Source organism: Streptomyces coelicoflavus (assembly GCF_003112555.1).
Taxonomy (GTDB): domain Bacteria; phylum Actinomycetota; class Actinomycetes; order Streptomycetales; family Streptomycetaceae; genus Streptomyces; species Streptomyces coelicoflavus.
The window spans coordinates 96,590-117,676 of the sequence record NZ_BEWB01000009.1; the positions used below are offsets into that span (position 1 = coordinate 96,590).

Below are 21,087 nucleotides of genomic sequence, written 5' to 3' on the forward strand. Positions count from 1 at the left end.
GGCGCCTGTTGCTATGAACCAATGCCGTGGTGTCCGATTCACGACCGCGCCGGAACACAACCGATTCTTTGCTAAGTGACTTAGCAGCATCTGCCTATACTGCGAGACATGCAGCTCGCCTACCTGCCCAGTCCGCCGACCGGAGTCGTCAATCTGGGTCCCATCCCGCTCAGGGGCTACGCCTTCTGCATCATCATCGGCATCTTCGTGGCCGTCTGGCTCACCTCCCGACGCTGGCAGGGACGCGGCGGCGACAGGTACCTCGTCGCCGATGTAGCGATGTGGGCTGTACCGTTCGGCGTCGTCGGCGGTCGGCTCTACCACGTGATCACGGACTACCAGCTGTACTTCGGTGAGGGCCGTGACTGGGTCGACGCCTTCAAGATCTGGGAGGGCGGACTCGGCATCTGGGGCGCCGTCGCATTCGGCGCACTGGGCGCCTGGATCGGCTGCCGCCGGCACGGCGTACCGTTGCCCGCCTTCGCCGACGCGGCCGCTCCCGGCCTCGCCCTGGCCCAGGCGATCGGCCGCTGGGGCAACTGGTTCAACCAGGAGCTGTACGGCAGAGCGACCACCCTGCCCTGGGCCGTGGAGATCGACCCCGAGAACCGACCGGCGAGCAGCCCGCACGTGGCGACGTACCACCCCACGTTTCTGTACGAGTCCCTGTGGAACATCGGTGTCGCTCTGCTGGTCATCTGGGCCGACCGCCGCTTCAAGCTGGGCCACGGCAGAGCTTTCGCGCTGTACGTCGCCGCCTACACCGCCGGTCGCTTCTGGATCGAGTATCTGCGCATCGACGAGGCCCACCACCTCCTCGGGCTACGCCTGAACGACTGGACCTCGATCCTTCTCTTCACCGCGGCTGTTGCCTACTTCGCGATCTCGGCGCGGCAACACCCCGGCCGGGAGGAACTGTCCACTCCCGACGCATCGGCCGCACAGGAGCAGAAGAAGACGGCATGAAGAACACCAAGAAGACCAAGCGACCGCAGACCAAGATCGGCCGCCTGCACACCCGCTCCGCGCCGTCCCGGATCTTCGGCTGGACCCTGCTGTGGCTCAGCCTGCTAGTGATCGTGCTCAACTGGATCGAGGAGTTCAGCGACCTCAATGTCCTCCCCGGCGGCCACTCCGTCCTGTATTTGGTGGGCGGGATCGTGGGCGCCGCCCTTGGCGCGTGGCGGGCCGGAATCTTCGACGCACGGTCGTAGTACCGCGCATTACGTGCACTAACCACCGTAGTAGTTTGGCTGTATGTAGGGGCTGGACGCTTCCCCCGTCCCAGTGTCCGAGGCGAGAGAAGAACCGGTGACCGACGAGGAGTACCCCTTCCAGGACGCGATACCAGCCACCCAAGTGCCGAGCGCCTGGCCTGGAATTGGCACCGACCACAGGCACCCGGGCTTCGGGCCCAGTGGCATCACGGAGCTGTCGCACGTCCAAGCCGACCGATGGGGCCACGCCCACGGTGATGTCCCTCTGTACAGCACCGAATCGAGTATCTGGGAGCACGGCTCCGCGCCGCGCCACGGTGCGGATGACGCAGGGCAACTGCATGCCGACGGCGGTTCCGAGGAGTGGCAGAGCGAAACGACCGTTCATCCCGACGGCGACTACAGCATGTGGAGCTCTCCGGCCGCTGCAAGGCCGTCCGAGTGGGAGGCGGTGCCGCATGCGGGCAGCGGCTCGTTCCTCGACGTACCCGCCCTCCAAGAACCAGACCACTCCCCCGATCGCCAGCCGTCGCCCGGTGAGTTCGACACCTTCCTTACCGCCGACGGCATCGACCGCGGCCCGGCAGACGCCCCCCAGCCGGAAGGCTCTCGGGACGCCCAGCGCGTAGATGCACTCACGCCGGCACCGCGCCGCGCCGATCTCCGCACCCGGCGGGCTTCGACCCGGCGATCAGCATTCTTCAGCGTCACCGCCCCCTCGGTCGCTTTCCTGGGAATATCCGGCTTCGCCGCGGTCTCCGTCGGACTCGGCGACCCGACCGGAGAGACGGTGCAGGCCGGTGCTGACGCAACCCCGGCCGCCGCGCCGCCAAGCCCCGGTATCGCAGTGGACGCACGACTCAACCAACTCCCGGAAGACGCCCGAGACTTCGCCGACCGCGTCAGTCGGACCCAGGAACGGCTCGACCTGGAGCAGCGGCGGCTGGAGGAGCAGGAGCGCAGGCGGGAGGAAGCGGCCAGAAAGAAGGCCGAAGCAGCCCGTCAAGAGGCACTTCGGCCGAAGTTCGCTCTGCCGGTCGCGCAGCGCGGGGTGGGTGAGCTGTTTGGAGCGGCCGGCTCGATGTGGTCCAACCGGCACACGGGGCTCGACTTCCCGGTTCCCATGAACACGCCAGTAATGGCGGTGACGGACGGCACCGTCCAGACGAAGTGGCATCAGTTCTACGGAAACATGGTCATCGTGACCGCACCCGACGGCACGCAGACCTGGTACTGCCACCTCGCCTCCGCCAGGACCCGCTCGGGCCACGTCAAGGCCGGCCAGGTCATCGCCTACGCCGGCAGCTCCGGAAACTCCTCCGGCCCCCACCTGCACTTGGAAGTACGCCCGGGCGGAGGCGCTCCTGTCGACCCGCTGACGTGGCTGCGCAACCACGGTCTCGACCCGACGTAGCAAAGCGAACCCGGCCGGATCAAAGTCCGGCGAAGTCGTCGCCCGGTCAGCCGACGACTTCACTCCGCCGGACGAGCCGCGTTGCCGGAACTTCACAGCATCACACCAGGTCGATGCGACCCGACTGACACGCACCTTTACTCGCACCACCCGGGATGCGGCGCATCCTGAGCACGACCCCTCGCCCACACTTACCGCACATGTGCGATTACCTTTTGTGCTCATGAAGGCCCGCACCCTACGGCGCAGCGGCCGCTCCTGGTCATCGACCGGAGCGGTCCTCTCCGTGCTGCTGGCCGCGCTCCTCCACGTGCTTGCGTGCGCCCACGGTGTGAAGCCGATAGCGACGGACCACGCGCACAACGTCGTCTCCGCGTCTGTCGTGCACCACAACACGTACGCCGTCGATCGCGCACAGGGGGACCACAGGCACGCGTCCGCCGTACCGCAGGAAGCACACCTCACGGCTGAGGAACCCCCCGGGCATGGGCACGGGTGCTGCTTGGACGAGGACGAACCGACGGCGCATCCAACGCGTACGACCGTCCCAGCGCCCGATTCGGATGCCCACACCCTGCAGTCCCGTCCGGCTGACGCGACCCCGCCCCTCAGGCAAAGCGAGGCGCCGGCCTTCGAGCCTTCCGGCGCAGCTCACGGAGGACAGTCACGATCCCGCCTCGGCGTGTGGCGGACCTGACCGGCACTTAAGCCTCCCCGGGGGTCGGCGAGCGCTGTCTCGCCCACCTCTGTGGCGGCCACCGGTCAGCCACTCCCCCACAACCTCATGACGGCCGGAGCCAGTTGGGTCCGCCGGCCGCGGAAGAGGCACGCCATGAACTACGTGGTCCCACTCACCGTCCCGTCGTCACCCGCCCAGCTCCCCGCTCACGCGAAACGCCCAGCCCATTCGCCCGCCGGACTCGTCGGGGACACCCCGGTGCTGTGGATCGGAGAACCCTTCGCCACCGCTGGACGGGGCTTCTGGGCCAAGCTGGAGAGTCACAACCCCGGCGGCATTAAGGACCGCAGCGCCCTCCACATGGTGCTAGCCGCCCAGGAACGCGGAGATCTGCAGCCGGGCGCCCGCATCGTGGAGTCCACCTCCGGCACGCTCGGGCTCGGCCTGGCCCTCGCGGGCGCGGTATATGGCCACCCGGTCACCGTCGTCACCGACCCCGGCATGGAACCGCTGGTGGCCGGCCTGCTCACCGCGTACGGGGCCCAGGTCGATGTCGTCACAACGCCACATGCGACCGGGGGCTGGCAGCAGGCCCGCCTTCGGCGCGTGCAGGAGGTTCTCGCTGCGTGCCCGGGCGCCTGGTGCCCCGACCAGTACAACAACCCGGACAACGTCGCCGCGTACGCCCCTCTCGCCCACGAACTCGTCGCTCAGCTGGGGCGGATCGACACCCTTGTGGTGGCGGTGGGCACCGGCGGCCACTCCGCCGGCATCGCCTCGGTTCTTCGTGGATTCCTTCCGGGGCTGCGGGTCGTCGGCGTGGACAGCACCGGTTCGACGATCTTCGGTCAGCCCGCCGCGCCTCGCCTCATGCGGGGCCTGGGCAGCAGTATCCATCCTCGTAACGTCGCCTACGACCTCTTCGACGAGGTTCACTGGGTCGCCGCCCCGGAGGCCGTCTGGGCAGCGCGACAGCTGGCACACCACCACTACGCCACCGGAGGCTGGAGCGTCGGAGCCGTCGCCCTCGTGGCCCGCTGGTTGGCCCGCACCCTGCCGGCCGAGGAGCGTGTCGTCGCCGTCTTCCCCGATGGGCCCCAGCGCTACGTCGGCACCGTCTTCGACGACAGGTACTGCCTCGCCAACCAGCTCCTCGGCCACCTCCCCGCCGAGGCTCCGGACGAGATCGGCCATCCTCACGACCGGGTCGTGTCCCGATGGACGCGCTGTACCCGGGTGGTCGACCCGCTCGCGTCCACCGGCGCCACCAACGCTCCCTTGTTCGCCAAGGGCGGCCCAATGACGTACGCGCGATGACAGAGACGCAGGGCCGCGTCACGGCCTGCCGCGACTGAGGGATGCACTCCGCTCTCAGCCGGCGCACCTGCCATGTGGCTTCCCTCACAGGAGACCCCGAGCAAGAAATACCCTAGGGGGGTATAGTGTTCTCTGTCGTGCGAGGGATGCGGAATCCGATAGCGCCCCTCACGGCAGAGACCGACACACGCACCCCACCCGAGGAAGAAGCCATGACCGATCAGAACAACTCAGGCTCGTGCTGTGGTTCCTGCGGCACCGGCACCACGTCCGGTGTCCAGGACGTCGGCGTCACCACCGTCTACAAGGTGTCCGGCATGACCTGCGGCCACTGTGAGGGCGCCGTATCCAAGGAGATTTCGGCCCTCGACGGCGTCACCGCGGTCTCGGCGGTCGCCAAGACGGGTGAGGTGACCGTCACCTCCGCCACCCCGCTCGACGAGCAGGCCGTACGAGCCGCCGTCGACGAGGCCGGGTACGAGCTCATCGGCAAGGACTGACGCCCGTCCCGGGCCCCGCGCCGGCAATACCCGCATTCCCCTTCCGCGTCGGGACGTACCGCTCCGCTCACACGGACGCGGTACGCCCCGGCAGTTCCCAGGAGTGACGTCCATGAGCAGCACGGCTCCGGAGAAGACCACTTCCGCGACGGCGCCGCCGCCCAGCGCGGAGGTCGAGCTTTCCATCGGCGGCATGACCTGCGCCTCGTGCGCGGCCCGCATCGAGAAGAAGCTCAACCGCATGGACGGCGTCACCGCGACGGTCAACTTCGCCACCGAGAAGGCGAAGGTCGCGTACGGCGGAGAGATCCAGGTTGCCGACCTCATCGCCACCGTCGAGAAGACCGGGTACACGGCCGAGGAGCCACCCCCTCCCGCTTCGCCTTCCGAGAGTGGGTCCGAGACCGTCCAGGTGACGGCGGACGGTGAGTTGCTCTCACTGCGTCAGCGCCTGTTCGTGTCGCTCGCACTCTCAGTGCCCGTCGTTCTGATGGCGATGGTCCCAGCTTTGCAGTTCGACAACTGGCAGTGGTTGTCGCTGACGCTGGCGGCCCCCGTCGTGGTCTGGGGTGCGTTCCCCTTCCACAAGGCCGCCTTCACCAACGCCCGACACGGTGCCGCGACCATGGACACGCTGGTGTCCATAGGTACGCTCGCCGCGCTGGGCTGGTCATTGTGGGCGCTGTTCTTCGGGCACGCCGGGATGCCGGGCATGCGGCACGGATTCGAGTTCACCATCTCCCGCTCGGACGGCTCCTCCTCCATCTACCTGGAGGCCGCGGCCGGCGTGACCGCACTCATCCTCGCCGGGCGCTACCTGGAGGCGAAGTCGAAGCGCAAGGCGGGCGCGGCTCTGCGAAGCCTGCTGGAGCTGGGTGCCAAGGACGTCGCCGTACTGCGCTCCGGTACGGAAGTACGGATTCCGGTATCCCAGTTGGCGGTTGGCGACCGGTTCGTCGTACGGCCCGGGGAGAAGGTCGCCACCGACGGCACCGTCGTCGAGGGCAGCTCGGCCGTCGACGCCTCCATGCTGACCGGCGAGTCGGTGCCGACGGACGTGACCGTTGGGGATGCCGTCACCGGAGCGACCGTGAACGCCGGTGGACGGCTGGTCGTCGAGGCTACGCGAATCGGTGCGGACACCCAGCTCGCGCGGATGGCGAGGTTGGTCGAGGACGCGCAGAACGGCAAGGCGGCGGTTCAGCGCCTGGCCGACCGCATCTCCGCCGTGTTCGTCCCCGCAGTCATCCTTGTCGCACTGGGCACGCTCCTGACCTGGCTGTTCATGACCGGGGACCCGGCTGCGGCGTTCACCGCGGCCGTCGCAGTTCTGATCATCGCCTGCCCCTGTGCACTGGGGCTCGCCACACCGACCGCGCTGATGGTCGGCACCGGGCGCGGCGCCCAGCTCGGCATCCTCATCAAGGGCCCCGAAGTCCTGGAATCCACCCGCCGTGTCGACACCGTCGTCCTCGACAAGACCGGCACGGTGACCACCGGCCGCATGAGCCTCCAGGATGTCTATGTCGCCGAGGGCGTCCAAGAGGCAGAACTTCTGCGACTCGTCGGCGCCTTGGAGCACGCCTCGGAGCACCCGATCGCCCAGGCAATCGCCGTAGGAGCGATCGAACAGGTGGGCAGCCTGCCCGTACCGGAGAACTTCGAAAATGTCGCCGGCCTCGGTGTGCAAGGCGTGGTCGACGGGCACGCGGTGCTGGTCGGCCGCGAGAAACTCCTCACCGAGTGGGCTATCGGGCTGCCCCGTGAACTGGCCGAGGCCAAAGTGGCTGCGGAGGCCGAGGGGCGCACTGCGGTTGCTGTCGCCTGGGACGGCGAGGCCCGCGGTGTTGTCACGGTCGCCGACGCGGTCAAGGAGACCAGCGCCGAAGCAATCGCCGAGTTGCGGCGGCTGGGGCTGAAGCCGGTATTGCTGACCGGAGACAATCAGCGCGTCGCCGAGTCGGTGGCGCGGGCAGTCGGAATCGACGAAGTGATCGCTGAGGTCCTCCCCCAGGACAAGGTGGACGTGGTCAAGCGGTTGCAGTCAGAGGGCCGAACGGTGGCCATGGTCGGCGACGGCGTCAACGACGCCGCCGCGCTCGCCACCGCCGACCTGGGACTGGCCATGGGCACCGGCACGGACGCGGCGATCGAGGCCGGCGACCTGACGTTGGTGCGCGGGGACCTGCGGGTCGCCGCGGACGCGATCCGGCTGTCCCGGAAGACCCTCGCGACCATCAAGGGCAACCTCTTCTGGGCCTTCGGCTACAACGTCGCCGCGCTGCCGCTCGCGGCGGCCGGAATGCTCAACCCGATGATCGCCGGAGCGGCGATGGCCTTCTCCTCGGTCTTCGTCGTCACCAACAGCCTCCGCCTGCGGTCCTTCAAGTAGTCCGACTCGGTTTGGCCTCACTCACCACGCAGGTCGGCGTTTGAACGACGGACCACCGAACAGCACGAGAACGATGTACCGGCCGACGGCCTGCCGAGCCCCCTGGGGTCCGGCAGGCCGTCGGCGCACACCCGGCGAATCAACGGCTCAGCGATAGAACGAGAGAGGTGTACCGATGAGCCAGACGTCACGAACAGACACGCTTCGAAAGATGATCCAGCATCCGGTGGTACGGATGACGGCCGCTGCTCTGCTCCAAGCCGTGGCGACCCACCTCGCGCAGAAGGGCGCCGCCGGCTCGTCTCGCCCGGAAGCGTGTGCCCCGCCCCGCCAACAGGACACCCTCCCCGAAAACCCGACGGGATGACTCGAGGGACAGCGGCATACCTCTGCTGGGGTGGTCGGTGTGGTAGGGGCGAGGTCAGGCTCAGTAGCAACGTCCGTTAGCTTGTTGCTTCGGGTATGCCACGGCCTCCCCCGCTTCCCTGTCGCTGCCCGTGCGATCGAGGCCCTGTACGAAGGAGTGTCGAGCCATGCTGGTGGCTGCCGGACTTGAGTCCACCGTGCTGACCGGCTCGGTGCTGCTGGCCATCCCGATCGCCGCCCTGGCAGGGCTGGTGTCGTTCTTCTCCCCATGCGTGCTACCGCTCGTGCCCGGCTACCTGTCCTATGTCACCGGGGTCAGCGGCGCGGACCTCGCCGACGTACGCCGAGGCCGAATCCTCGCCGGCACTTTGCTGTTCCTGGCCGGGTTCACGGGGGTGTTCGTCTCCTTCGGCGCCGCGTTCGGCTACGCGGGCAACACTTTGATGGAACACCAGGACCTGCTGATCCGGGTGCTGGGTGGCCTGACGATCGTGATGGGCCTGTCGTTCATGGGCGTACTGCCGGGAATGAGCCGGGAATGGCGCCTGCACCGGCGTCCGGCCGTCGGCCTGGCCGGGGCGCCGATGCTGGGGGTGCTGTTCGGCCTGGGCTGGACGCCGTGCATCGGCCCGACCCTGGCCGCCGTGCAAGCGCTGGCGTTCAGCGAGGCCAGTGCCTCCCGCGGCGCCCTGCTGACCGTGGCCTACTGCCTCGGACTCGGAGTGCCCTTCCTGGTCGCTGGCCTCGCCTTCCGCAAGGCCCTCGGAGTCTTCACCTGGGTCAAGGCCCACTACCAGTGGGTCATGCGCATCGGCGGCGGCATGATGATCGCGACCGGGCTGCTCATGGTCACCGGGGTGTGGAGCGCCATGATCAGCCAGATGCAGTCCTGGACGGCCGACTACACCATTGGCATCTGAGCTGTACACCCACCCGGAAAACGAGGGATTTCGACGTGAGTGACGTGCGCGGGGACGACGCCGGCGACCTCCTGTACCGGGAACTGCCCGTGGCGGAGTTCACCCACGGCCGCAGGGCCTGGGGGCCAGTGTCGAATAACGTTGTGCGGATGCCGGTTGACCTCCTCGTCGACCAGACCCGGAAGTCTCCCACCACCTGCACGCCACGCACCTGGCCGCCTCCCGCCGCGACGGGCGACTGGCGATGTACCGCCTCACCGACCGCGGCCAACACCTCACGCAAGCCGTCCTCGCCCCCGTCCTGGCCGCCACCGCGCCCGCGCCCGAGCCCGAGTCCGAAGAGAACTGAGAAGCCGACCATGCAGCACCGCACGCGTCCGATCCGCCTGACCGCCGCCGCTCTCGCCACCGCCGCCGCGATGCTCCTGGCCGGCTGCGGCGCCTCCGAAGAGCACCACGCCGACGGGGAGCCCGCAGCCGTGGTCTCCCAGGCGGACAACTCCCCCTACCGGGGCACCGCGCTGGACAGCGGCTTCACCAAGCCCGACCTGGTACTCACCGACACCGCCGGCAAGCCGTTCGATCTGCGCAAGCAGACCGCCGGCAAGACGACGCTGATGTTCTTCGGCTACACCAACTGCCCTGACGTGTGCCCCACCACCATGGGCGACATCTCCCTCGCCCTGTCCAAGCAGCCGAAGACGGTCAAGGACAGCGTGGAAGTCGTCTTCATCACCACCGACCCCGAGCGCGACACCCCGAAGAGTCTGGGCAAGTGGCTCAAGACGTTCGGGCCGAACTTCACCGGCCTGTCCGGTGACCTGGACAAGGTGAAGAAGGCCGCGTTCACCCTCGGCATCTCCGTCGAGGAGCCCAAGAAGCACCACGACGGTACCGTCACCTCCGACCACGGCGCCCAGGTCGCCGCCTTCCTGCCCGCCGACGACATGGCCCACGTCGTTTACACCGCCGGCACCACCAGCGACGACTACGCCCACGACCTGCCGCTGCTCGTCAAGAGCACCCGCTGACCACGAGAAAAGGGCTCCGCCTCCCGCATCACGCGGGGCCGGAGCCCTTCTCTCGTTCGGCCGATGCCGGTCAGCAGCAGTCGCAGCCCGGGCCGCAGCTGCCGCAGGCGTCCGACTCGACCTTGCCCGCACCGGCGCTTACGGCAGTGGTGTTGGGAGCGCAACAGCCCTTGCCCTGCCACGCCTCGATGCCCTCCTTGACCGCGATGGCGGCGATGACGAGGGCGGCGATCGGGTCGGCCCAGGACCAGCCGAGGGTGGCGTTGAGGACCAGGCCGACCAGCAGCACGGCGGACAGGTAGGTGCACAGCAGGGTCTGCTTGGAGTCCGCGACCGCCGAGGCGGAGCCGAGTTCGCGCCCGGCCTTGCGCTGGGCGTGGGACAGGAACGGCATGATCGCCAGGGATAGGGCGGCGATGACGATGCCGGGTATGGAGCGCTCGGCCTCGCCCGTGCCGGCCAGCGCGCGGACGGCGTCGAAGGAGACGTAGGCGGCGAGCGCGAAGAAGGAGACGGCGATGATCCGCAGGGTGACCTTCTCGCGGGCTTCGCGCAGGTCGTGGTCGCGGGCGGAGAACTGCCAGGCGACCGCGGCGGCCGAGGAGACCTCGATGACCGAATCCAGGCCGAAACCGATCAGCGCGGTGGAGGAAGCCATGGTGCCGGCGGTGATGGCGACGACCGCCTCGATCACGTTGTAGGTGATCGTCGCGGCCACCAACAGACGTATGCGCTTGGCCAGGACGTCACGGCGGGCCGGGGACGGGCCGAGGGACAGGGAGATGTCCGTTGTCATCAGCAGCAGCCCTTTTCGTCGGCGTCCACGCAGGTCCTGTCGGCCTCGACGGCGACCACGGCGGTGCGCAGGTCGTCCAGCGCGTGTCCCAACCGCTCGTCCGCCAGCTCGTAGCGCACCCGGCGTCCCTCCGGCACGGCGACGACCAATCCGCAGTCCCGCAGACAGGCCAGATGGTTCGACAGCCGGGTGCGGGAGATCTCCAGCAGGTCGGCCAGCGCGGCCGGGTGGGCCGGCTCCTCGCGCAGCGCGAGCAGGATGCGACAGCGGATCGGGTCGGCCAGCGCCCGCCCGAACCGGGTCAACGCGTCAAGGTCGGTGGCAAGACTCAGCATAGATGACACGATACACACATTCGTGAATTCACAACACCTTGAACCATAAGGGCTCCAGCGGCTCTCCGCCGCACCCATACGTCACCACCGTGCTCGACGGAGCCCCTCACCAGGTCCGAGACGGCCGTCCCCTCCGAACGCAGTGACAGCTTTCAACGATCCGCCGGTAATCTCCGTTCGGGCGTACCTCTCGCGCCGTGACCCGCGTCCGTTCGGTACTGTCGGATGGACCGATGTTCAACGGTCAGGAACGGAGTTTTGCGGAATGCGGCCGAGCCGACATGCACGCGCGGGAGGAGCCCTAGGGCACCTACTGCTCGTCGTCGTGCTCGCGTTCGGCGTTCTCACGATGCACACCTTGGGGCATCCCGACGACTCCTCCGGTTCCGGCATGAGCACCACATCCCACATGTCGGCGATGGACGGCACCTCAACAGCTCACGACGCCGTGAGCCCGCTCGCCCTGACGAACACCGAGCCGGTCGGCCATGCGGCGGATCCATCGGACGCGTCACCTACGCACGCCCCCGGTGCGGCGATGGACATGCTCTCGTTGTGCGTGGCGGTCCTGTTCAGCGCATGGATGCTCCTCACGCTGCTGAAGTCCGCTTTCGCCAGACATCGCGAGTGGTTGGCACGGCTCCTCGCCCAGGTCGCCGCCGTGCTGCGACCGAATCCACCCCCACGCTGCCCCGATCTCACCCAGTTGTCGGTCCTGCGGCTGTAGGCCGAACCGCACTCGCGTGCGCACACACGTGCGATCCCGCGACTCCGCGTACGGCAAAACAGCACCCGAAACCGACACAAAAGGTGACTCGAACCATGACTGCCTTCACTCGCGCTGCTCTGCGCCGCAAGCCCGCCCGTCGCCTCGCCGCAGTGGGCCTCGTCGCCGCCGGCTCCCTGTTCCTCGCCGCCTGCGGTGGTGACGGCGACGACATGAGCGGTATGGATCACGGCAGCAACAACAGCTCGGCTTCCGCGACGGCCACCGGCCAGGCCGCCGGGAGCGCGGAACAGGGGAAGGACTTCAATGACGCGGACGTCACGTTCGCTCAGATGATGATCCCGCACCACGAGCAGGCCCTGGAGATGGCGAAGCTGGCCGACGGCCGCGCTTCCGACGCCGAGGTCAAGGACATCGCACAAAAGATCGAGAACGCACAGGACCCGGAAATCAAGACGATGAAGGGCTGGCTGGAGTCCTGGGGGAAGCCGACCGAGATGGAGTCCATGCCCGGCATGGACCATGGAGGCCACGGCAGCGGCGACGGCATGATGTCCGAGGCGGACATGGACGAACTCAAGGGCATGAAGGGCACCGAGTTCGACAAGGCGTTCGCCGAAATGATGATCGAGCACCACAACGGCGCGATCAGCATGGCCAAGGACGAACAGAAGAACGGCAAGTTCGCCGACGCCAAGAAGATGGCCGACGACATCGTCAAGGGCCAGTCCGCCGAGGTGGAGCAGCTCCAGAGCATCCTCGACCGACTCTGAGTCGGGCGACGCGGCCGCACAGTCGATCCCGCGTCGCGCCATCGACCACCCGGTTCCGACTCCGGGCCCGGGTGGTCGTTCCTCCCCGGCGCGCCGGTCTCTGCACACGGCGCGCCGCGCCCGCACAACTTCTCCTTCGAGGACCTATGAACTCGCGCCTTGCCGCCGCGGCAGCCCTCGCCGCCGCGCTCACGCTCACCCTGACCGCATGCTCCGGCGACGAGGCCGATACGGATGCCTCCGCACCCGGTGTCACGGTGAGCCACATCCATGGGCTCGGTCTGGACCCCTCCGACCAGCGTCTGTACGTTGCGACGCACGAGGGCGTCTACACCCCCGACGCCCAGGGAAAGCCGACCCTGGTGGGTGACAGCAAAGACGACTTCATGGGCTTCACGGTGGCCGGGCCCAAGACCTTCTACGCCAGCGGCCACCCCACCACCGGTGGCAACAAAGGACTGATCAAGAGCACTGACGCGGGCAAGACCTGGAAGTCTCTGTCCCTCTCCGGCAAGTCCGACTTCCACGCGCTCGACTACGTCCATGACACCGTTTACGGCTACGATTCCACCGGCGGCCTGTTGCGTACCAGCAAGGACGGCAAGACCTGGAAAGACGGGGCAAGCGTCCAGGCCCTCGACATCACGGTCAGCCCCGAGGATCCTGGCCTCCTCCTCGCCACCACCGCCGAGGGAGTCGCACGCAGCACGGACAGCGGCAAAACCTTCACCGCCGGTCAGCAGCCGATGATGGCGTTCCTGTCCTGGCCGACGAAGGACGCCCTGTACGGCATCGACACTGCCGGCACGCTGCACCGCAGCACCGACGGAGGGACCACGTGGCGGCAGACTGGCACGGTCCCAGGGGGGCAGCCCCAGGCCCTCACCGCCGCAGGAACCGATCACATCCTGGCTGCTACACAGACCGGGGTGTACGAGTCGAAGGACGGCGGCAAGACCTTCACGAGGCGTCTGGACGTCGGAGTCAGCGGCGAAAACTGATCGTCACCAGCTGAGTTCTGCAGCCATGACCGCTTGTACGCCGGTCCGCAGCCGACGTCCAGACCCGCTTCCGAGGGCACGACCTTGGAGGGGCCGGGACGTCGGCTGAGTGCGGCCGATCACCCACGGCGGCCGTATGACACGCAGGTCCTCGACGCTCGCCCTCTGGGCATGGAGTCCGGATCTGCGGGCTGCAGACGCTGAAGAGCGGGGTTCCCTCCGCACCACGGGGACGGGGAGTCGACGCCGCCGCGTTAGAGCTGAGCTCAGGCGGCCTTGGCCAGGCTGGAGCGGTCCTTCGCCGGTGCGCCGGACACTGGGCCGGTGACCGGCACCGGGGTGTCGTAGCGCGGCCACAGCAGGAGGGCGCCGGCCGCTCCCGCCCCGGCAAGGACCGCGAGGACGGACCAGGCGAGGGTGAGGCCGGCTGCCGTGCCGATCCAGCCCGCGACGGGGTAGGTGATCAGCCAGGCCAGGTGCGACAGGGAGAACTGGGCGGCGAACGCCTCGGGGATCGCGTTCCGGGCGACTGAGGCGCGCAGCACCTTGCCGGTCGGCGTGATGATCAGCGCCATGCCGACGCCGATCGCGCTCCAGATCACCGCCGTGCCGGCCCAGGTGGCGATTCCCGTCGCGACCAGCGTCACCGCGGCACCCGTGGCGCCGACGAGGACTGCGGCGCCGGTCGTCATCACGGTGCGGGCGGCGACCCGGTCGAGGACACGCGGCAGCACGAGGGCGGCCACCAGCGTGCCGGTTCCGGAGGCGGCGAGCATCCAGGCGACGTCCGACTGCGAGCCGCCGAGCCCGTCACGGACAAGGTTGACGGTGTTGACGACGACAATCGACCCGGCCGCCGCGACCACGAGGTTGAGCGCCATGAGCCCGCGCAGTCTCGGCGTGCGGAGGAAGGTCCTGATCCCCGCCGCCGCCTTGTCCCACGCCCTGGTGTGGGCGCTCGGCCGGGCATCCGGGACGCGCGCCGACAGAACGAGGAGAGCGGAGAGGAGGAATCCGGCGGAGGTGCCGAGGAACAGCCGGTCGAAACTCAGGAACGCAAGGGCGACGGCCGCCAGCACCGGGCTGAGCAGGCTCTCCATGGTGGAGGCGACCTGGGACGCCGACAAGGCGCGCGTGTAGGCGGACTCGTCGGTGACGATGTCGGGGATGACTGCCTGGTACGTCGGCGTGAACGCCGCGGAGGCGGCCTGCAGCAGGCCGATCAGGACGTAGACGTGCCAGACCTCGGTAACCAGCGGCAACGCGAGGACCACCGCGCCGCGAACCACGTCGAGGAGGACGAGGAGCGTTCGTCTGGGGAGCCGGTCGACGTACGCGGCGGCCAACGGGGCGATGACCACGTACATGACCATCTTGATGGTGAGGGCCGTGCCGAGGACCATGCCGGCGTTCGGACCGGCTAGGTCGTAGGCGAGCAGGCCGAGGGCCACCGTCGTCAGCCCGGTGCCGAACAGGGCGATGACCTGGGCGCCGAACAGGCGGCGGTAGTCGCGGAGGGCGAACAGACGCATGGCGGTTTCCTTCCGTGTCCATGCGGCGGGGCACGGCTCCGGGACGGAGGCCGTGCCCCGCGGGTACAGGCGGGGAGATCTCTATGCACGGGCGGTGCTCTCCGGGGTGAGACCGGCGAGCAGGTTGAAGGCGCCGGTGAGGAGGTTGAGCGCGACGACGCCCACGACGTCGGAAATCGCGCGGTCGCTGAAGCCGTGCTCGCGCAAGGCGGCGACCTGGTCGTCGGTGATCGACGCGGGCGCCCGGTAGACCTGGAGGGCGAGGGCGACGACCGCGGCGATCGCGGGATCGGCCGAGGTGCCGGCGCGGGCCCGCTCGATCTCCTCCTCCTCCACGCCCAGGGTGCGGGCGGCATGGATGTGCGCGTCGAGGCAGAGTCCGCAGCCCTGCTGGGCCTGGACGGCGACCGAGACTCGCTCGCTGATCCGGCGGTCCAGCTTGGCCCGGCCCATGGCGCGGCTGAGTTGGAGGTAGCCACCGAGCACGGCGGGGGAATGCGCCGTCGTGGCGACCATGTCACCGACCTGGCCGTGGCGGGAGACCAGGTCGGCGAGGAGGTCGCGCGAGGCGCCGACCGCCGTGTCGGGTGTGAGGGGGTTCAGGCGAGGCATGACGCTCCTTACGTTCACAGTCAGAGGTGGGCGTAGTGCGTCGGGTGGCCGTGCCGGTGGCCCTCGTGCGCGGGCTCGGCGGCCGCGCCGGTCTGGGCGGCGTGGGCGGTTTGGGCCGCGTGGGGGTTGTGGGCGGCCCGCACAGTGAACTCGGCGGTACGGACAACGCCGGCGTGCCGGAAGTCCAGGTACAGCCGGTAGGTGCCGGGGGTGGGCGCGACGGCCAGGAAGGTGATGCCGGGGCCCGAGGCGGTGGTGCCGTCACCGGGCTCGCCCTCCGGGTGGACGTGCAGATAACCCAGGTCGCCGACCCGCAGGGCGACGAGGTGCCCGTATGCGGCGAGGTAGGGTTGCAGGTCGGTAACGGGACGGCCGTCGCGGCTGACGGTGAGGGTCAGCTCGCTCGCCTCGTCGGGCACGAGCGCGCCGTCGAGGGCGACGGTGTACTCGCCGACCCTCGCGACGCCGGTGGCCTCGGGCAACGGGCGGGGCTCGTACACCCCGGCGACCGCGGCGTCGATCCCGAGCGTCAGGGTTCCGTCGTGGCCGGCCGGGTGGACGTCGGCGAAGAACCTCCAGTCGCCAGGCGTCAGGTCCAGTTCGACGCTCCAGTCGCCCTTCTCGTCACGCACAGGGTGGACGTGCTGGAACCCGGCCGTGTCCCGCCGCACGGCGATGAAGTGCAGTTCCTTCTCGTGCTCGGCCACGAAATCGGTCACCGCCCGCCCGTCGGGACCGACGACCCGGAAGCGCACCGGCTGCACCCCTGCGGCGAGGACAGCCGACTCGAGCTCCAGGGTGTACCCACTCTGCGACACCGACAGCCCGCCGGGCTGGGCTGCACCGTGTCCGCCGTGATCGGAGTGATTCCGCATGCCCTCTCCCAAGAAATAGAAGCGCCTACCGAAGCCGCCCGTTCAGGGCGCTGACGGCGACTATATACCCCCCGGGGGTATATAGAAACCCCTCTTGCGCGCCCACCGCATAGGCTTCACCACGCCACCGCGAGGATCACCGCTACAGCGCTGAGACCGCCGGGTGCACGAATTACGGAACCGAGTCCTGGCATCTCTCGGCAGCGGACTGGTTTCACGGGCTGATGCGGCATGATCCGCACGCGCTCACGGACCCATAGAACTGCCCTATCGAACCCCGCCCCTCGACCGGTTGGGCTCGGACGCTTCTAGCGCCAAATTGGAATCAGGCCACAAGACGATCGAAGGATGGGTGGCCACTCGCAGAAGCGCGCCGCCGCCCGGTGCCCCGGTCGTATGCCACGACCCGGGCACCGGGCGGGAACTCGAAGTCACCGCGCAGCGGACCATTCCGTATGACGGCGTGAGCCGGAGACCGCACGTAGTGTGCCTGGACGTCGGCCGGGCTGCAGCACGTACTATGTCGCTTAGGTTTTGGTCTGAGGAGGGCGGCTGGTGCGAGGATTCGGGGAGCTGGAGCAGGCGATCATGGATGTCGTCTGGACCAGTGGTGAGCCGGTGACGGTCCGCGCGGTGCTGGATCAGCTGAACGGTGACCGGCCGCAGCCGCTGGCCTACAACACCGTGCACACCGTCACGGAGATTCTGCACCGCAAGGGCTGGCTGTCGCGAGCCAAGGACGGCCGCGCCTACCGGTACACGTCCACGAAGAGCCGTGAGGAGTACGCGGCCTCGCTCATCGACCAGGTGTGGGAGAGCGGCGCGGACCGTACCGCGACCCTGGTGCGGCTGTTCGACGAGATGGACGCCGACGAGGTCGCCGAGCTGCGGGCCGCGCTCGCCGCGCGGGCGGATGGGGGCAGGTGATGACGGTCGCGCTGCTGCTTCTTGGCTACTCCGCCGTATTGGGTGGGCTCGGTCCGCTCTGGCTGAAGCGGGCGTCGTGGCTGGACCGTGCGCCACGGCTCGGCATCTGGGCGTGGCATGCGCTGACCGCGACGGTGATCATCTCGGTGACGCTGGCGGGGCTGGCGGTGGCGGTACCCACAGTGCCTGTCAGCGGGAACCTCGCCGCGATGCTGCAGGAGTGCGTGATGGCGCTGCGGGCACAGTACGCGGCGCCCGGCGGGGCGGCGGTGGCGGCGAGCGGAACCGTGCTGGCGTTTGCGCTGGTCGCGCGCATCGGGTGGTGCCTGGCGGCCGCTCTCGTACGGGCCCGCCGTCAGCGGTCCGAGCACGCCGCCGTCCTGGATCTCGCGGGCCGTCATCGTCCCGATCTCGGGGTCACGGTGCTGGACCACGACCGTCCGGCGGCGTACTGCCTACCCGGTCATGGTCACCGGGTCGTGCTGACCACCGCCGCGCTGACGACCCTTGAGCCGCGCGCTCTGGATGCCGTGATCGCCCACGAGCGGGCCCACATCCGGCAGCGGCACCACCTGGTGCTGGCCTATGCGGAGGCGCTGGAGCGGGCCTTCCCCCGCGTGCCCCTCTTCCGTACCGCGGCGAGCGAGACACGGCGGCTGGTGGAGTTGGCCGCCGACGACGAGGCGACGGCCCGGTCGGACGCGCTGACGCTGGCCAGCGCGCTGGTGGAGATGGCCGGAGCCGGGGTTCCGGCGGCCTCGCTGGCCGCGTCGGGCGGGCACGCGGCCGGCCGGGTGCGTCGACTCCTCGCTCCGCAGCGGCCGCTGAAGCGTGCCATCGCCTGGGGCGGTGCGCTGGTGGCGGGCGCGGTACTGGTGCTGCCGCTCGTGGTGGCCGTCGAGCCTGCGGTGGCCGCGAGCGGCATGAACGCCTGCCCGCTCCCGACCGCACCGCCGGTTGCCGCCCCACAGCCCGCTTACTGACCCCACCCCACTGCCCGGCAGACCGGGCCTGGTAGGTTGACCGGCACAATCTCCTAGTGAACTTAGGTATTTAGGATGTGTGGTGCGTGGGCCCGCTGGGCCGCTCGTCTGACGGCCGCGGTCCTGTTGGCCCTGGCCGGGCTACTGACCGGTCCAGCGCCGGCGCAAGCGCATGCGGTTCTGCTGTTCGCCTCCCCGGCGATCGAGGGCGCGGTACCGACCGCACCCAAGGAAATCGCCCTGGTCTTCGACGAGCCGGTACGGCCCAGCGGGGCGAAGGCGCTGCACATCACGGCACCCGGCGGGGCGTCCGTGCCCCACGGCGCGGTCGCCCGCAGCGAGGGTGGCAAGCAGCTGACAGCACCGGTCCGTTCGATGATGGGGCCGGGCGTGTACACGGTCACCTGGCAGGCGGTCGCGGAGGACGGCGACGTGATGAGCGGGACGTACCGCTTCGCCGTGGGCTCCGTAACGGCGGAGCTGGGGTCCACTTCCGGCGCGCCGGGCAGGCAGCAGGTGAGCGGGGCTCCGGCAACCGCGGCGCTGCGGTGGGTGCTGTATGCGGCCTTTGCCTTGTCTCTTGGCGGGTTGGTCGGGGAGCGGCTCGCTTCGCGGCAGCGCGTCCCGGAGGGCGCCGGGCGTCCCCGGTCGTGGGTGTTGCCCGGCACGGCAGCCGGCCTGGTGGCCTCGATCGGGCTGACGGTGCTGATCGCCGGAGGCGGCAGCCTGGTTGACGGGGTCACCTCGCCGTCCGGGGCCGCAGTGCTCGACGGACGGCCGGGGATCCTGGCGGTGGTCGGGACGGTGGCCTGGCTGGGGGCCATGGTCGCGCTGCGGCTGAAGCAGCGGCGCCTTGTTGCCGGGGCGCTGTTCGTGGCAGCAGTCGCGGAGGGGCTGCGAGCCCATCCGGCGGCGGAGTCGGCGGTGTGGGGGCCGGTGCTTACCACGGTCCACCTGCTGGCGGCGGCGGTGTGGATCGGCGCGCTCGTCCATGTGCTACGCCTGGGACGGGCCTGGCGGTGGGCGTCGAACGCCCGCGCGGTATTGCGCCACTACGCCCGCCTCGCCCTGGCCCTCGTGCTCGTCGTGCTGCTCACCGGGACGCTGTCCGGGTTGTTGCTGCTGTCCTGGTCCGAGTTGTGGGACACCTCCTTCGGACAGGTTCTCGTCGTCAAGCTGTCGCTGGTGGGGGCGGCCTGTGGAATGGCCCTCGCCGCCCGTCGCAGGCTGGCCGGCAGCGCGCCCCACCTGCTGGCCCGGGTCGAGGCCTCAGCGTTGGTGGCCGTGCTCGGCGTCACCGCGCTGCTGAGCGTGACCCAGCCGCCCCGAAATGTGAATGCCGCGCTGCCCTTCGCGCCGCCGCCGAGCGGAAACGCGATCACGGCGGGTGGACGGGCGGACCAAATCGGCATCGCCGCCACCGCCTCCTCCGGCCAGGTCGTCGTGCGGCTGACCGCCCCGGACACCGACCTCAGCGACAACGGCGGCGAGGCGAGACTTTCGTACGAGGCCGGACTCACCCTGACCACGCCGGGCGGCCGTACCCGGGCGCTGGCGATCCGCGGCTGTGGTGAGGGCTGCTTCTACGCGCGGGTGACCTGGCGCAAGGGGCTGAACCTGCTCACTGTGAAGGCCGGCGCGCAGGGCTGGGGCGGCGGTCAGGACACGCTGCGGGTGATGTGGCCGGTCCGCCCCGACGCGAAGCTGCTCCAGCGCGTGGTGAAGGCGATGCGCGCGATCGACGCTTTCACCCTGCATGAGCTGGTGGCCAGTGACATCGACCGCACCCGGGTCGCGCCGACAAGGCTGGAGGTCACCGGGAAGCAGTTCATCGACTCCGAGCCCTATGCCAAAGGGCAGGCGCCGCTCAGCTCCCGCTTCACCGATGCGGAGGGCAACACCGTGCTCGCACTGGGCTTCCCCGGCGAGCGGCTCGCGCTGGAGCTGACCCTGGACGATCAAGAGCGCGTCGTACGGGAGACCTTGGTCGCGCCCAACCACTTCATCCGTCGCACTTTCACCTATCCGGAACCACAGGGACAGGAAAGGGACCGGCACGACCACTCGGGCGATGCCGCGTCCGTTGGCCGGTAACAGCCGCAGAAAGAGGACGACATGTCGGCCAGACCGATGCGAGCAGCCCGCCGGGGTATCCGACGGGGCCCGCTTCGGCCTGCACGCACGCTGCTGATACTGCTGCTGACCATACTCGCCGCCAGTGCCACCGCATGCGTCCTCGCGACGTCGGCTCACGCTTCGCCCATGGCGTCGATGGCGTCCACCGGCCCTGTGACCATGGCATCGACCTTGCGGAACGCGAGTGACAACGGGGGTGATCAGACCGCCGTCTCGACGGCTGCCTCCCCGGGCAGCGACTGCGACCGGACTCACTGCCCACAGGCGTCCGGCCGGCCGTCCCCCTCGTGTTGTGACTTGCCCAGCACGGACGCCGTCCACAGCACCACCCAGGCGATCGCGATCCCGCCCCAGCCTGGCGTGCGGCCGGGGCAGCCGCCGACCGCGTGCCGGTCCCGTTGCCGCGCCCCCGCGGACAGCGGTCCAGGGCCTCCCGACTTGCACATGCTGCAACTCCTGCTCGTTTAGGTCACCGCGCCGAAGCCTGCGCAGAGCGCGCGGCGGCGCCCCGCGTCCAACGACGACACCGACTACACGTGCAGCACCGCCGGCCC

20 protein-coding genes are annotated in these 21,087 nt (G+C 69.4%); 14 read left to right on the plus strand and 6 right to left on the minus strand.

Annotated elements, in window-relative coordinates; all coding sequences use genetic code 11:
- The first annotated feature begins 108 nt into the window (after nt 1-108).
- From lgt to Sco07f_RS22325, 8 genes are all read left to right on the plus strand, one after another.
- Nucleotides 109-966, plus strand: coding sequence for a prolipoprotein diacylglyceryl transferase (gene lgt, locus Sco07f_RS22290; RefSeq protein WP_108988953.1), 858 nt, complete (start codon nt 109-111; stop codon nt 964-966).
- Nucleotides 963-1,214: a hypothetical protein gene (locus Sco07f_RS22295; protein ID WP_108988954.1), complete on the plus strand. Its 252-nt coding sequence runs from the start codon at nt 963-965 to the stop codon at nt 1,212-1,214. The genes lgt and Sco07f_RS22295 overlap by 4 nt, the downstream gene beginning before the upstream one ends.
- 97 nt (nt 1,215-1,311) lie before the next feature.
- Nucleotides 1,312-2,631 (plus strand): M23 family metallopeptidase, encoded by a 1,320-nt coding sequence (locus tag Sco07f_RS40730; RefSeq protein ID WP_244942113.1) that lies wholly within the window; start codon nt 1,312-1,314, stop codon nt 2,629-2,631.
- 832 nt (nt 2,632-3,463) lie between these two features.
- The gene (locus Sco07f_RS22305) at nt 3,464-4,627 is read left to right on the plus strand and encodes a PLP-dependent cysteine synthase family protein (RefSeq protein WP_108988955.1); all 1,164 of its coding nucleotides are present in this window, start codon (nt 3,464-3,466) and stop codon (nt 4,625-4,627) included.
- Between the two features lie 212 nt (nt 4,628-4,839).
- Nucleotides 4,840-5,127 carry a heavy-metal-associated domain-containing protein gene (locus tag Sco07f_RS22310; protein ID WP_108988956.1) on the plus strand — a complete coding sequence of 96 codons (288 nt, stop codon included), beginning with the start codon at nt 4,840-4,842 and terminating at the stop codon, nt 5,125-5,127.
- 112 nt (nt 5,128-5,239) lie between these two features.
- The gene (locus Sco07f_RS22315) at nt 5,240-7,519 is read left to right on the plus strand and encodes a heavy metal translocating P-type ATPase (RefSeq protein WP_108988957.1); all 2,280 of its coding nucleotides are present in this window, start codon (nt 5,240-5,242) and stop codon (nt 7,517-7,519) included.
- A 533-nt stretch (nt 7,520-8,052) separates the two neighbouring features.
- Nucleotides 8,053-8,805 carry a cytochrome c biogenesis CcdA family protein gene (locus Sco07f_RS22320; protein WP_108988958.1) on the plus strand — a complete coding sequence of 251 codons (753 nt, stop codon included), beginning with the start codon at nt 8,053-8,055 and terminating at the stop codon, nt 8,803-8,805.
- A gap of 359 nt (nt 8,806-9,164) precedes the next feature.
- The gene (locus Sco07f_RS22325; protein WP_108988959.1) at nt 9,165-9,836 is read left to right on the plus strand and encodes an SCO family protein; all 672 of its coding nucleotides are present in this window, start codon (nt 9,165-9,167) and stop codon (nt 9,834-9,836) included.
- 70 nt (nt 9,837-9,906) lie between these two features.
- On the opposite strand, the gene Sco07f_RS22330 is transcribed toward Sco07f_RS22325, so the two are convergent.
- Together Sco07f_RS22330 and Sco07f_RS22335 are read right to left on the minus strand one after the other, a co-directional pair.
- Nucleotides 9,907-10,632 (minus strand): cation efflux transmembrane domain-containing protein, encoded by a 726-nt coding sequence (locus Sco07f_RS22330; protein WP_108988960.1) that lies wholly within the window; start codon nt 10,630-10,632, stop codon nt 9,907-9,909.
- Nucleotides 10,632-10,967, minus strand: coding sequence for an ArsR/SmtB family transcription factor (locus Sco07f_RS22335; RefSeq protein WP_108988961.1), 336 nt, complete (start codon nt 10,965-10,967; stop codon nt 10,632-10,634). Before Sco07f_RS22335 ends, Sco07f_RS22330 begins: the two co-directional genes overlap by 1 nt.
- A 349-nt stretch (nt 10,968-11,316) precedes the next feature.
- On the opposite strand from Sco07f_RS22335, the gene Sco07f_RS22340 reads away from it, so the two are divergent.
- The 3 genes from Sco07f_RS22340 to Sco07f_RS22350 all read left to right on the plus strand — a co-directional run bounded on the left by Sco07f_RS22340 (nt 11,317) and on the right by Sco07f_RS22350 (nt 13,468).
- A complete protein-coding gene (locus tag Sco07f_RS22340) occupies nt 11,317-11,694 on the plus strand; it encodes a hypothetical protein (RefSeq protein WP_244942138.1) in 378 nt (125 codons plus the stop codon).
- 95 nt (nt 11,695-11,789) lie between these two features.
- Nucleotides 11,790-12,467 carry a DUF305 domain-containing protein gene (locus Sco07f_RS22345; RefSeq protein ID WP_108988963.1) on the plus strand — a complete coding sequence of 226 codons (678 nt, stop codon included), beginning with the start codon at nt 11,790-11,792 and terminating at the stop codon, nt 12,465-12,467.
- A gap of 146 nt (nt 12,468-12,613) precedes the next feature.
- Nucleotides 12,614-13,468, plus strand: coding sequence for a F510_1955 family glycosylhydrolase (locus tag Sco07f_RS22350; protein ID WP_108988964.1), 855 nt, complete (start codon nt 12,614-12,616; stop codon nt 13,466-13,468).
- Nucleotides 13,469-13,734: 266 nt separating this feature from the next.
- Here the strand turns inward: Sco07f_RS22350 and Sco07f_RS22355 are convergent, their stop codons facing one another.
- From Sco07f_RS22355 to Sco07f_RS22365, 3 genes are all read right to left on the minus strand, one after another.
- Nucleotides 13,735-15,000, minus strand: a complete 1,266-nt coding sequence (locus tag Sco07f_RS22355; protein ID WP_108988965.1) for an MFS transporter — start codon at nt 14,998-15,000, stop codon at nt 13,735-13,737.
- Nucleotides 15,001-15,081: 81 nt separating this feature from the next.
- Nucleotides 15,082-15,612, minus strand: a complete 531-nt coding sequence (locus Sco07f_RS22360) for a carboxymuconolactone decarboxylase family protein (RefSeq protein WP_108988966.1) — start codon at nt 15,610-15,612, stop codon at nt 15,082-15,084.
- Nucleotides 15,613-15,632: 20 nt separating this feature from the next.
- Nucleotides 15,633-16,487, minus strand: coding sequence for a DUF8832 domain-containing protein (locus Sco07f_RS22365; protein ID WP_108988967.1), 855 nt, complete (start codon nt 16,485-16,487; stop codon nt 15,633-15,635).
- A gap of 555 nt (nt 16,488-17,042) precedes the next feature.
- Here Sco07f_RS22365 and Sco07f_RS22370 point away from each other — a divergent pair.
- The 3 genes from Sco07f_RS22370 (at nt 17,043) to Sco07f_RS22380 (ending at nt 20,491) form a co-directional block, all read left to right on the plus strand.
- Nucleotides 17,043-17,414: a BlaI/MecI/CopY family transcriptional regulator gene (locus tag Sco07f_RS22370; RefSeq protein ID WP_108988968.1), complete on the plus strand. Its 372-nt coding sequence runs from the start codon at nt 17,043-17,045 to the stop codon at nt 17,412-17,414.
- Nucleotides 17,414-18,397 carry a M56 family metallopeptidase gene (locus Sco07f_RS41125; protein ID WP_108989137.1) on the plus strand — a complete coding sequence of 328 codons (984 nt, stop codon included), beginning with the start codon at nt 17,414-17,416 and terminating at the stop codon, nt 18,395-18,397. Before Sco07f_RS22370 ends, Sco07f_RS41125 begins: the two co-directional genes overlap by 1 nt.
- A 126-nt stretch (nt 18,398-18,523) precedes the next feature.
- On the plus strand, nt 18,524-20,491 hold the full coding sequence (locus tag Sco07f_RS22380; protein WP_159106972.1) for a copper resistance CopC/CopD family protein: 1,968 nt from the start codon (nt 18,524-18,526) through the stop codon (nt 20,489-20,491).
- 293 nt (nt 20,492-20,784) lie between these two features.
- On the opposite strand, the gene Sco07f_RS39775 is transcribed toward Sco07f_RS22380, so the two are convergent.
- Complete coding sequence (locus Sco07f_RS39775) at nt 20,785-20,979, minus strand: hypothetical protein (protein ID WP_159106973.1); 195 nt, start codon at nt 20,977-20,979, stop codon at nt 20,785-20,787.
- Nucleotides 20,980-21,087: the final 108 nt, after the last annotated feature.